General features: G+C 55.4%; 7 protein-coding genes and 2 pseudogenes. 4 read left to right on the plus strand and 5 right to left on the minus strand.

What is annotated here, in order from left to right:
- Both AC4ANE_RS14965 and AC4ANE_RS14970 read right to left on the minus strand, forming a co-directional pair.
- Nucleotides 1-2,373 (minus strand): TonB-dependent siderophore receptor, encoded by a 2,373-nt coding sequence (locus AC4ANE_RS14965; protein WP_369812057.1) that lies wholly within the window; start codon nt 2,371-2,373, stop codon nt 1-3.
- 159 nt (nt 2,374-2,532) lie between these two features.
- On the minus strand, nt 2,533-3,501 hold the full coding sequence (locus tag AC4ANE_RS14970) for a FecR domain-containing protein (protein ID WP_460408376.1): 969 nt from the start codon (nt 3,499-3,501) through the stop codon (nt 2,533-2,535).
- A 74-nt stretch (nt 3,502-3,575) separates the two neighbouring features.
- On the opposite strand from AC4ANE_RS14970, the gene AC4ANE_RS14975 reads away from it, so the two are divergent.
- Nucleotides 3,576-4,927, plus strand: a protein-coding gene (locus AC4ANE_RS14975; protein WP_095077641.1) for an IS3 family transposase whose coding sequence is annotated in 2 segments (ribosomal slippage) — nt 3,576-4,035 and nt 4,035-4,927 — 1,353 coding nt in all. Because the reading frame shifts where the segments join, the coding sequence is not laid out codon by codon here.
- Between the two features lie 30 nt (nt 4,928-4,957).
- Here the strand turns inward: AC4ANE_RS14975 and AC4ANE_RS14980 are convergent.
- A pseudogene (locus tag AC4ANE_RS14980) lies at nt 4,958-5,479 on the minus strand (sigma-70 family RNA polymerase sigma factor); the annotation flags it as partial.
- 292 nt (nt 5,480-5,771) lie between these two features.
- Here AC4ANE_RS14980 and AC4ANE_RS14985 point away from each other — a divergent pair.
- Nucleotides 5,772-7,073, plus strand: a complete 1,302-nt coding sequence (locus AC4ANE_RS14985) for a sensor histidine kinase (RefSeq protein WP_002553504.1) — start codon at nt 5,772-5,774, stop codon at nt 7,071-7,073.
- On the opposite strand, the gene AC4ANE_RS14990 is transcribed toward AC4ANE_RS14985, so the two are convergent.
- Nucleotides 7,066-7,869 (minus strand): phosphatase PAP2 family protein, encoded by an 804-nt coding sequence (locus AC4ANE_RS14990; protein WP_031598433.1) that lies wholly within the window; start codon nt 7,867-7,869, stop codon nt 7,066-7,068. The genes AC4ANE_RS14985 and AC4ANE_RS14990 overlap by 8 nt on opposite strands.
- Before the next feature lie 244 nt (nt 7,870-8,113).
- Between AC4ANE_RS14990 and pmrG the strand changes: the two genes are divergently transcribed.
- Nucleotides 8,114-8,803, plus strand: a complete 690-nt coding sequence (gene pmrG / locus AC4ANE_RS14995; RefSeq protein ID WP_220273661.1) for a lipopolysaccharide core heptose(II)-phosphate phosphatase PmrG — start codon at nt 8,114-8,116, stop codon at nt 8,801-8,803.
- Nucleotides 8,804-8,922: 119 nt separating this feature from the next.
- Here pmrG and AC4ANE_RS15000 read toward each other — a convergent pair.
- A pseudogene (locus AC4ANE_RS15000) lies at nt 8,923-10,853 on the minus strand (LTA synthase family protein).
- 327 nt (nt 10,854-11,180) lie between these two features.
- Between AC4ANE_RS15000 and AC4ANE_RS15005 the strand changes: the two are divergent.
- Nucleotides 11,181-12,668: an ArnT family glycosyltransferase gene (locus AC4ANE_RS15005; RefSeq protein ID WP_460408378.1), complete on the plus strand. Its 1,488-nt coding sequence runs from the start codon at nt 11,181-11,183 to the stop codon at nt 12,666-12,668.
- The last annotated feature ends 12 nt before the right edge of the window (nt 12,669-12,680 follow it).

Genomic DNA, 12,680 nt, shown 5'->3' on the forward strand with positions numbered 1-12,680 from the left:
TTAAAACTCCAGAGTGGTGGAAAGAATGAACTGCCGCGTATCACCAACGGACACGAAGTAACGGTTGGCGCTGGAGGTGTAATACGTGCGGTCAAACAGGTTCTTCACGTTGAACTGGATGTTGAGCTTGTGCTCATCGACTTTTGTATCGTAAGACGCGAAGGCATCCGCCACGGTATAGGCGGGCAGTGCGAATGAGTTGGCAGAGTCTCCCGGGCGCTCTCCGACGTAATGTGCGCCAGCGCCGGTGCGCAAGCGGTCACCGCCGCCGATAATGCTGCCCCAGTCGTATACCGCAGACACTGCCGCTGTGCGCCGGGCCACGTTCCACAGCTCGTTGCCCTTGTAGAGCGGGTCCTTGGTGATCTTCGCATCCAGTAGTGCAAAGCTGCTGATCACGCTCCAGCGATCGGTCAATTCTCCAGCCACGTCCAGTTCTATGCCTCGCGAGCGGGCTTCTCCGGATGTCCGCCAGTCGGTGAGCTTGGTCGCATCGTTGAACTGGGAGACCAGAATGTTTTTCTTGCGAATATCGAAGACCGCTGCGGTAGCCGTAATGCGTCCCGGAATGTCCAGTTTGGCACCCAGTTCGTAGGACCTGGCTTGCTCAGGCAGCACGGCAGAGTCAATGACCACGCCACTGCTTAACGGCGCAATGGTTGAGCTGGGTTTCAGTGATTGCGTGTAGCTGCCGTAGAACGACAACACATCGTTGTATTTGTAGACGATGCCACCGCGGGGCAGCCATTTCTGCCCATTGATATTGGTGTTTGCCACAAAGGGGCGACCGCGTCCGGCTATTTGATCGTAGGTTTGGTAGCGCGCACCGGCCACCAGAATCCACTGCTCGTTGAGGTGGAACGAGTCCTGAGCAAATAACGAGGTGGCGCGCAGTTTATCGGTCTGGTCACTGTCGCTGGCCGATACCGTGCTGGACGGCGATTCCCGGCCATAGACAGGGTTCAGATAATTGAAGCTGGACCGCGCCGTTTGACGCAGCAGGTCCGAGCGGAAGATTTTGCGTTTCTCATCATCGACGCCGACCTGCAAGTCATTCTGGAAGCCTGCGATCTGAAAGGTGCCTTCCAGGTCGGCAATTGCAAAACTGTCGGTGCTCACAGCACCATGGGTTGCATCGTTACTGCGCGTCACTGCGCCCGTGGCGGCATTGATGGCATTGATTCGCAGTTGGTTGGCATCGTAGGTTTCACGGTTCCAGCTGTAGCCGAAATGAGATTTCCAGTTGTCGTTGAACTGATGGTCGACGCTCAGTTGCGTGAGGTCCGAGCGACCTTCCATTTCATTGAACGGTTCGTCCAGGCGCCGGGTTCTGGGAATATCCAGCGGGTGATTGGTGCGCGGGTCCAGTGCCGTGCCGCGGTCGAAAGGGTAAAGAAATTCCCTGTGCTCATATGAAAGCACCACTTGTGTCGTGTCGCCGTACCAGGCAAGCGATGGTGCGACCAGCGATTCGCGATGGATGCCGAAATTACGCCAGTAATCCTCGTCTTCATAATCCATCACCATGCGATAAGCCAGACGGCTGTCGCCCAGCCCGCCGGTGCTGTCAAAGCTGCCACCGCTACCGTCGCGGCCATGCGCATAGGCGGAGGCGCGACCACTGATTGCGTTGTAGCTCTCCAGCTGCGGGCGTTTACTGACGACGTTGACTACGCCACCCGGGTCCATGATGCCGTAAAGCAGCGATGCCGGACCTTTGAGCACTTCCACGCTGTCAGCAGTAGCGCTCAAACCACGTCCCTGAACGATGGGCATTCCGTTGTGCATGATCGAACCGTCGCGATTGCCGCCAAAGCCACGCTTCATCAAGGTGTCTTGCGTCGCCGCCAGGGTGTTGCCCTGAGTGATGCCGCTGGTATTGGCCAGCGCATCGTCCAGATTGCGCGGTTTCTGATCGCGCAGAACTTGCGCAGAAACCACGTTCACGACCTGGGGCACTTCCAGCGTCGACCTGTCGCTGTGCAGGATCGAACTCGCACCGGTTGGCTGGTAGCTGGTACTGCGATCGGAGTTGGCTTCAACCTGTGTCGCGCGCAACTCCATCGACTCTGAGGCAACCAGCGTGTAGCTGCCGTTGCTTTGCTGCGCGGCAAAGATGCCGCTGCCTGCGAGCAATACGGTCAGTCCTTCAGTGACCGAGTAGTTGCCGTCAAGGCCCGGTCCGACCTTGCCGTCGGTATACGCCGCATTTCCGGCCAACTCGATACCTGCCTGCTGGGCAAAGCGGACAAGTTGCCCGGTGAGTGGGCCTTTCTCGATGCTGAACCGGTGAGTCAATGCGCTTGCATCGGTGGCAGAGGCGGTTGAGACCCACGATGCACTTACACCGCCCACCGTCAATGGAATGATCATGGCCAGCGGCGTCAGGCTGAGATAAAACGGGCGTCGTTTATGGAAATGCATAGTGCTGGCGTCCACGCTGATGAAAGGAAAAAATATTGGCTTTCATCTACACCGGACGAGCAGGGCAAAAGGGGAACCACCGCGTGCAAAAAAAACAGGACCGCGCAATTATGCCCGCGCCTCGACAGTGACCCACCAGGGCAGCGTGCGCTTGATCGCCACGGGCAGTACCGATGCGAGGGCAGCCAGTGCCCTGTCTGTATCCTTGATGGAAAAGGTGCCGACCACTCGCAGCCCTGCAATCTTCTCGTCACAAGCAAGGTAGCCATGCCGGTAGCGGGACAGTTCATTGACGAACTGCAGGAGCGGCATACCTTCAGCGACCAGAATGCCGGACGTCCACGCGTGGCCAGAGGCAGGAGCGGGTTGCGGGCTGTCGAGTCGATCCCCATAAAGGGTTATCTGCTGTCCTGCATGTACATCGCAGCGTTGATCGGCTGCCATGACCGACACCTCGCCTGAATAGACCGTGATGCAGGTGGCGTCATCATTCAGTAGCCGTGCGCTGTATGCCTGCGCTTTCCCATGAAGGGTTTTTACCTGCGTCCGCTTGTTCCGCGAGCGGGTAGCGTCGATCAATACTTCGCCTTTCAGCAGTTGCAACGCTTGAACATCAGGGGCGACAGTAACGTTCAATGCGCTGGCGGTGTTGAGCCAGATTCGGGTGCCGTCAGCCAGCGTGAACTCTCGTGTTTCGCCCGTTGAGGTGGATAAATCGGCCCGAATAGAAGCAAACAGCGAGCCGTTCTCACCGTTGTTCAGCAGTTGCCAGCCCAATGCCCCGCCCAGTGCGAGAACGCCCATTGAAAGAAGAGTTTGGCGACGACTCATCAATGAAGAGCTGGTGGACTGTAGAACCTTGTAAGCGCCATTTCTTTCTAGCGGATCCTGAAACTGGGCGAAGCGTCCACCTATCTTCTCCACCAGTGCCCAGGCCTTGCGGTGTTCCTCGTTCTGGCTCAGCCAATTCTGCCACTTGCGTCGCTCGGAATCGCCAGCATCCTCTGCACCCAGACGCGCATACCATGCCGCAGCTTGCTGGAGAACAGCATAGTGATCACTGCGAGGACTGTTCATGGTCGACACTCATCGGCACGTGTGAACTGCCCCCAAGAAGTTGGACACCAATCCGACCTCACGGGGGTGTTCAAATGGGTAAGTATTCAGAGCAGTTCAAGCTCACTGTCGTCAAAGCGTATCTTGAAGACAACATGGGCTTTCGTATGGTAGCCCGCCAGTTCTCGATCGATTTCAGCCTGCTTCGACGCTGGGTCGCTAACTACAAGAGTCATGGTCACACCGGCCATCGCAAGCCTGGTCTTCGATACAGCGAAGCTTTCAAGCGCTCAGTGCTTGAGCACAGGCGTGAACACAAGCTATCGCTCCGTCAGGCCGCTGCGCATTTTGGTATCGGGGATCCCGGCCAAATAGTCATTTGGGAAAAGCGGCATTACAGTAGCGGTACAGCCCCGTATGTTCCTGCCAGAAGAAAGCCTGTCGCCATGCCAAAGAAGCCTTATCCCGCCAAACCAGTAACCGCCGACGATACGCAGAAGACGCGCGACCAGTTGATGAGCGAGCTTGAATATCTGCGCATGGAGAACGCTTACCTAAAAAAGTTGGAAGAGCTGAAGGAGCAGAAACGACGGCAACCGAAAAAGCCCTGAGCATCAAGCAACTGAGGGGCCGGTTCCCGCTTTGCGCTCTGCTGAGGCTGGCGGGCTTGGCACGCAGCACGTTTTACTATCAGGTTCAGGTGCAATCCAGACCCGATCCCTATGCTGCTTTGAAACAGTTAGTCGAAAGCATTTACCACGAGGAGAAAGGCCTTTATGGCGCTCGGCGTATCACGGCGGTCATTCGCACTGCAGGTATTTTGGTCAACAAGAAGGTTGTAGAACGACTGATGGCAGAACTGGGCCTGCGATCAGTGGTGCGCCCCAAAAAATACCGCTCCTATAAGGGCGTAATCGGAACCATTGCGCCGAATTTGCTGGAGCGCAATTTCAGCGCGCAACGCCCGAACCAGAAGTGGGTGACCGATGTGACTGAGTTCAAGGTAGGCAATCGAAAGCTGTATCTCTCACCCGTGATGGACTTGTACAACGGTGAAATCGTGGCGTATGAAGTGTCGACAAGGCCGAGCTTTGAGCTGGTCACCAGCATGCTGGACAAGGCGCTTCAGCAGTTGCAGGACGAGCCGAAGCTTGTGATGCACTCGGACCAGGGCTGGCAGTATCAACACGCGCAGTATCGCCATAAGCTATCGGTACGAGGCGTCAAACAAAGCATGTCCCGTAAGGGCAACTGCCTGGACAATGCGGCAATGGAAAGCTTTTTCGGTACACTGAAATCCGAGTTTTTCTACCTGAAACAGTTTGAAAGCATCGATGAGTTGAAAGCAGGTCTGGATGAGTACATCCACTACTACAACCATGACCGCATCAAGCTGAAGCTCAACGGCCAAAGCCCCGTAAAATACAGGGCTCAGGCGGCAAGCTAAAACCGTCCAACTTTTGGGGGGCAGTTCACGTGCGGACAGTTCACGCACCATGCACTGATACATGACCTGTGCCATGTACTGTTTCACCATGCGCTCGCTGGTGCCAATCTGTTCGGCAATCTCGCGGTAAGTGTTGCCTGACAGTTGCGCCAGCAAAAAGGCGGTTCGCGCCTTGTGCGGCAAGTCACGCAGCATGGCGTCGATTTCATGCAGTGTCTCGAGAAGAATGGCAACGTACTCGGGGGAGGGGTGCAGGTTCTCGGGGCGGTTTGCCAGCTCTGTCAGCCATGCCTGCTCTATCTGCCCACGACGCCATTGATCTATGCACAGGCCGCGTGCAACGGTACATAGGAACGACCGCGCTTCACCGGGCAGCCTGAATACTCGAGGCTTGAGCAACAGGCGCAGGAAGGTATCGTGAGTCAGGTCCGCTACGTCGGCAGTGTTGAACGAGTTGCCAAAGCGCCGGGTCAGCCACTGACGTAGCCAGCCGGAGTGCTGTGCATAAAGGTCGTCGATGCGGGTCTGATCAGGAGCGCTTGAGCAGGTCATGAGAAAGCAGTCGCTCCGAAGTTATAGAGAATCATACGCATACAATAAACAATCTCATTGATAAAGCACAGAACAAGCGTGCCAATTGTCTTGTTGACTGACGTATGCCTTGCTGGCGTGTTCTGGCGTTGCCGCTCAATACGCTTGCCGCACGTGGGCTGGCGCTGTCGCAGATTCTGATCCTGCGTGCTATACCGATAAGCTATCGTCGATTTGAACCGGTTGCGTAAAGTGTCCAGCGTCGCGATATCCCGCCCGTGCGTGATGCACAAACGTGTCGTTTTGGTAAGCCATGAATATAAAAACCAACCTGAGACGTCGTATTGTGGTGGTGTTTGCGCTGATGAGCGCATTTGTGGCGGCCATGTTTGGCATCGGTATATACATGACCGAGCACTTCGTTGAATCCAGGCTCATTACCATTGATCTTGAAAACGATCTGCACCGTCTCTTGAATGCGCAAAGTACCAATGAGTGGAGTCATCGGCCTGAGCGCGAGGAATTGTTCTACGTCGAAGAAGGCGCAGGAGATTTGGCTGTTCCGCAGGATCTGGAATATCTGCATCCGGGGTTTCAGGAAATCACCCGTCAGGGCAAGGAGTATTACGCGCTGGTGAGTACCGTCGCCGACCGTCGCTATGTGTTGTTGCGAGATCAAAGTGGTTTCGAAAAGCGCGAAAGGATGTTGCTGGCCATTGTATTTGTCGGTTTTGTGCTCAGCGTGCTGCTTGCCGTGTTGCTTGGGCGTGTGCTCGCCACACGCGTCATCGCTCCGGTCGCGCGCTTGTCGCGTCAGGTTCGACACCGTGATCAACTGTTGTCTATTGCGCCGCCGTTGTCTCCGGACTATGCCGATGATGAAGTGGGTGAGCTGGCTGTTTCTTTTGACCATACGCTCGGGCAATTGCGAGCGGCACTGGGCCGAGAGAAGTTGTTCACCAGTGATGTCAGTCACGAGTTGCGCACTCCTTTGATGGTACTTGCCTCGTCCAGTGAGTTACTGCTTGAGAGTCCCTGCCTGGATGAGGTGGGGCGAGCGAAGGTCTTGCGTATCACCCAGGCGACGTCCGATATGCGCCAGCTCGTGGAAACATTTCTCATGCTGGCCAGGGACAATGGAGCCCATGCGCGCAATGGCCCTCGGGCGACCGTACATGAAGTGGCGTGCGACCTGATTGAGGTATGGCGAAAGCCGATAGAAGAAAAGGGGCTGGAGTTGATTTTCAGTCCTGACGCGAACGCAGGTGCGTCTTACAACGCGACCCTGTTGCATTCGGTAATGGGGAATCTGCTGCGTAATGCCTGGCATTACACCGATACGGGGTATATCAAGCTGTCGCTGTTCAAGACCGGGTTTTCTGTAGAGGACAGCGGTTCGGGCATTTCCGACGACACGCAGAATGCGTTGTCCCGACCCTTCGCACGGGGCGATGAACAACGTGGTGAAGGGATGGGAGTAGGGCTGTCACTGGTTAATCGGATCTGTGCCTACCAGCGATGGCAGGTGACATCAAGCAATCTGCCTGGCGGTTGCAGTTTCCGGGTGGAACTGCAACCGGAGGATGCGGACAGCGAGCCCGTCAGAGTCAGTTGAGTGGTTTATCCGTTCTGGTTTCAAGCGGTTGCGCCAACTGCCGCCAGCCATAAAAAGCAAGCGCGGTAAGCAGCGCACTGAGCCAGACAATCACACCAGCCCAGAACGTGTGGGACATGAAATGCCAGCCTTGAACCACTCGCGTGGTGCCGTAGATTGCACCCAGTACGGTCGATGCGTAGAGGATTGCCTTGGCGTGGCGCCAGCAGTAACGGCGTGCAACGAAATACAGTGCCACCATGGTAAAACCACCCGAGGCATGACCTCCTGGCCAGCAACGACCCGCGCCTGCTTCATGGAACAGGCTGAAGTTTTCGAACCACTCCTTTTTCTCCATTGTGCCGCCATACAGAGTGGTTTCCACAGGGCAGTAAATGCTCGTGTGACTTTTGAAAAAGTGGATCATGCCGGTGATCACCGCGAAAGAGACCACGATAAACAGCAGGTCGCGACGGTGACGAGCAGTGAAGCGTAACAATGGCGCTACCCGAGCGGTTTCAAGCAAGCCAATCACTCGGTCATTGCGCCCGGGTTTCAGCAGTGGCCATATAAAGGACAGCAATAGCCCGATCACCGCGGCTTCTCCCGTCCAGTCGGGAATGATCCTGGGCCAGCGGTGGGTCAGATTTTCAAATAGGCGGTCATGCTCAAACGGAAATACCTGAAGCGGGTAGTACAGCCAGTTGCTGATCGCTTCGTCGAGCGAAGTAAGATCAAAAACGACAAAGGTCAACAGCGCTATTGCCATCGGCACGCCGAAGTTCCACGCATAGAATCTTGATTTTTCGCTTTGCACTCTTTTTTATTCCGTAGTCATTTGCGTGGTTTGAGAGTTCATATCGATGTGCGCAAGTCTTCTGCGAGGCAGAATATACGTAGCCGCCTGTTCAATTCCTAGCGGGAGTTTCATGAAAACCGTTTCATTCAGCTTTGGCATTTTTTTCACATGTCATTGACCCGACGATGACGCGTCCTTGATCAAGCTGGCGGCCTTAAAAGGACAGAGCCAGCGTGTTCGGCTGTCCATTGAACAGGCAGGCATGCGGGGCAACTTGATGAAAAGTTATGGTAAATCCGCGTTCAGGGCATCTTCGCTTCTGGGCGGCAGGATAAACGTTGTTCTGATGGGGGCCGCCATTGTGATTTCCTTGCTCGTGTTGACGGGTTACACCTATTGGCCGCGTTCGCCAGTTCGGCTTGTTCAGGGCGAGAATCTGGCCATGTCCGGTTTGTATGCCAGCTGGAAGAAAGGTGATGTGATGGTACTGGTTCGCCACGGCGAACGCTGCGACCGCTCCAGCAACGAGTGCCTTGATGCAAACGACGGCATCACTCGCTACGGCAGTTCCGTTTCGACAGATGTCGGCCGGTCGTTCAGCGAACTCGGGCTCGCACACACCGATGTAATAACCAGCCCCTTGACCCGCACCGCCCAGACCGCACAAGCCATGTTTGGCCATCCGGTGGAGGCTCAGGAATGGTTGTACAACTGTGACGAGACAATGCTGAATGAGGTCGTGGCGCACAAGTCTCTGAATCGAAATCTGATTCTGGTGACGCACAGCGGTTGTATCGGTCAGCTGGAAAGTCTGCATGGGTATCCTCATGCTGCCACCAGCGAGTACGACAGTGCGCTTTTCATTTCGCTCGACAGCCAGGGTAAACCCGTTATCCGGGGAATTATAAACCCGGAGGACTGGACGCAACTGGCGCAGCAGAAAAGCCGCTGAGTTGCCAGGTACTTGGTGAAACTTGGCAGTGACTGAGGGCGGCGCGCATCGAAGAGGGTCTGCTCGGATAGAGGGCAAGTCGTGGCTTGCCCTCTATAAGTGGCGATGTTGCGTTACGGCTATGGTTTGGCGTTTTCAGGCTTCCAGCCAAGCAACTTGTGTTTGAACCCGTAACTGGCAACCTGGTAATAAGCGATGGCACGAGTGATCAACGGATCATCGCTGGTCGCCTTGCTTTCGACACTTTCTCCCAGCGCATTGTCGTGACGACGCAGGCCTTGGCGGGGGCTGAGGATCGCAAGGTTGTTTCCGTCAAACAGGCCCAGGTGCTGGTAATTGCCGACTACCACGCGAGGCGGCAACGAGGTGTCCAGAAACAGGTTGCGGCCGAAGAACGTCGATTGATAGTCCAGGTTCAACAACCCCAGCAAGGTGGGCGCCAGGTCGATCTGGCTGGCCAGACGGGATATTTCTGCCGGCTGGATCAGCTTGGGGGCGTAGATGAACAGCGGGATAGCGTAGTTATCGATAGGCAGGTCTTCCTTTCCGGCGCTGCCCGCGGTGTGGTCAGCGACGAAGACGAATATTGTGTTGTCGAACCATGGTTTCTGGCGCGCGTCCGCCAGGAACTTGCCAATGGCGTAATCGGTATATTTCACTGCGCCATCACGGCCGTTACCCGACGGGATGTCGATACGTCCTTCGGGATACGTATAAGGGCGATGGTTGGACGTCGTCATGAGTTGCAGCAGGAACGGTTTTTTTGCCGCAAAATCGGCATCCGCCAGGTTCAGCGCCTGACGATAAAGGTCTTCGTCAGCCATACCCCAGGCATTCTTGAAGTGAATGTCCTCTTCCTTGACGCTGCTCTGATCAACGACGCGATAACCGTTGCCGCTGAAAAAAGCATTCATGTTGTCGAAGTAACCACGCCCGCCATAAACGAAAACGCTGTCATAGCCCACATGGGCCAATTGCTGACCCAGGCTGGCAAAACCACTCTCACGACCCACGCGCTTGACCACCGAGCGCCCTGGCGTGGGCGGAATGGAAAGGGTTATTGCCTCCAGACCACGGTCGGTGCGTGTACCTGTGGCGTAGAAGTTGTTGAAGTAAAGACCCTGTTTGCGTAGCGCATCGAGGTTGGGCGTCAGGTTGCGTGTGTCGCCATTGCTGCCCAGGTGTTTGGCACTGAGACTTTCGATGGTGACCAGTACGATGTTAGGCGTGCGTGGCGTTCCCGGGTTGTTGATCGACCGTCGAATATCCAGAGGGTCGTTGCCAGTGAATTGGCTGTCGGGCTCGGCAAGCTCCTGGCGCATTTGACCGGCGACCTGAGCATCGGGGAGAGTGGCGTAGAACTGTTGATAGTCCAGTTCATTGTTGCGGAACGCGGCAAAAAACTGATAAGGCCCGTTACTGGCTAGTTCCCGCTGATAGGCATTGCCGCCCATGCCGCGTGGTGTGTCCTGATCGACCCATTGCAGGCTGATACCCGCGAACAATAGCAATATGCACTGGCGGCAAGACGACCACGATAGGACGGCAGGGGCGCTTTCACTGCTGCGGCTACTGCTCGACTGATCAGCAGACTAACGGCGATAGCAACCAGCGCCAGAATGCCGAGCAGTTTACCAACAGGGTAGGATTCGAGAATGTTATTGAGTACTTCATCGGAATAGACCAGGTAGTCCACCGCGATAAAGTTGAACCTCCCCCCGAACTCATCCCAGAACAGCCATTCGGCGACCGATACAAACAGCATGACGAATATACTTAACGTCATGACTCCCTGAAGGAACCAGCGGTGCCCGCGGGCACGCCACAACACCGGCGGGCAGAGGAAGACGTAAATGCCCAGGGGGACGGCAGCGTAGCTCAGGAATGCAAGGTCGCAGAGAAGTCCTGTTGCGAAGGTCGCGAAAAACTGCGTTCCTGCTTCATCCATATGAGTCGAAAATAAAAAAAGGCGTGTCAGAAAGAAAATGATCAGCCATGTACCAGTCGCCAGCAGCAAGAATCGGGCTGGGGCTGTTGAATAAATCCGCATTTGTCAATTCCTTGGACGGGAAAAATCTGAAATTTCAGGGTGAAGTGTTGAGCATCAGCGTCTACTGCTGCGGCATGAAAGTTAGAAGAGTTTTTCGCGTTGTCAAATTTCTGTAATCATAAACACACGCGGAAAGACAGTGCATCCTGCACGCTCTATTAATTAGTGTTAGCCAATTATTTATACACAAGGGTGAGTATTTGGTTGCGCAGGCGTGAAAAAAATGTTTAAGAGCTGTTCAACAATTATTCAACAACTCACTGTTTATAATTTGTCGTCCTGTTGCCTGTCGGTATCCTCTTTCTCGTCAAACCGGTATCTCCCTTGATGACTTCTCGTGTGCGTTCGCCGTTGCTGTTACTGCTGGGTGTCTTGCTGTTTTTTCTCGCACTGGGAAATCACCAGTTGCAAAATTCGACGGAACCGCGCGTTGCTGGCATCGCCATGGAAATGCACTTGAGTGGCAACTGGATTACGCCGAAATTGAACAACCAGCCTTTCCTGGAAAAACCGCCGATGAGTGTGTGGCTGGATGCGGCGGCTATTCGGGTGTTCGGTCCTGCCCCATGGGCGGTGAGACTGGCTTCTGCCTGCGCCGGCCTGCTCAGCGTGTTGCTGCTTTACAGCATGCTGCGGCGTTTCGGCCGGCCGGTATTCGTGGCCTGGGTAGCTGCTTTCATGCTGGCGACCCAGGCCAGCTTTTGGAGCAATTCGCGGCAAGTGGGCGAGGACGCCTTGCTGGCGCTGGGGGTAACCACGGCCTTGCTGGCATTCTTCCATGCCAGTAATCGCCTGCGTGGTGACGGACTCTCTACAGGGCCCTGGTTGCTGTTCACGCTGGGTATCACACTGGCGACCCTGAGCAAGGGCGTGCTGGGGCTGGCAATGCCGGGCGTGGTGATTTTCGCCTGGCTTGTTTGCGAGTCGTTGCAGAACAAACGCATTGCTATTGCTCACTGGTTGCGCCCGGCAATGTTCACCCTTGTTGCTCTGACTCCGCTGCTCGTGTGGCTGTGTTTCCTGTACGGACAGGGTGGCACGCAGTCATTGAAGGACGTGCTGTGGACCAACAGCGTTGGACGCTTCAGTGGTTCCTTCGAAGAGGCGGGGCACTACGAACCTGCCTATTACTACCTGACAAAACTGCTTGAAGCATTTTTGCCATGGAATATCCTGGTTTATCTGGGGTTGTGGCATTTTCGAAAGCAGTTAATGGCCAATCGTTATCTGCTGTTCTTCGCCCTGTGGCTGGGCGCGCAGTTCCTGCTGTTGTCGCTGGCCTCCAGTAAACGCATGGTTTATCTGATGTCGTTGGCACCTGCGGCGGCAGTGATTGCTGCGGAATATGCTTTTGTTCTGGGTGAGCGATTGCAGGCTCGCTCGGGACGCTCATTTTTTGCGGCGTCTATCGTGAGGAATGGAAAGGCGCTCATGGCTGCAGGCGTTGTGCTGGTTGTAGCTTGCTATCTAAGTGCAGCCCTATGGCTCGCGCCACAAGCCGACAGGCAGTTGTCATTTCTGCCGCTGACCGACAAAGTCCATACCTTGCAGTTGCAGGGACGGCAGGTTGCCTTGTTCCAGCCCAGCGAACGGCTGGCGGGGGCCAGCGTGTTCTATAGTCAGAGCCTTCTGAAAACACTCAATAGTAACGCTGAATTGACTGGTTTTCTTACCAGCGCTGACGGCAATGTCGCTGTGATGGAAAGCATGCAGCCACCCGAACCGCCTCTGCAGATTGTTGACAGCGTAAAGGTCGGGGATCGTGTCTACTATTTCGTCAGTCAGGCACCAGGGGCAGGGGCTGTCAGTAACTGACAGCCCCTCTGT

This window comes from Pseudomonas sp. Pme6b (assembly GCF_058129925.1).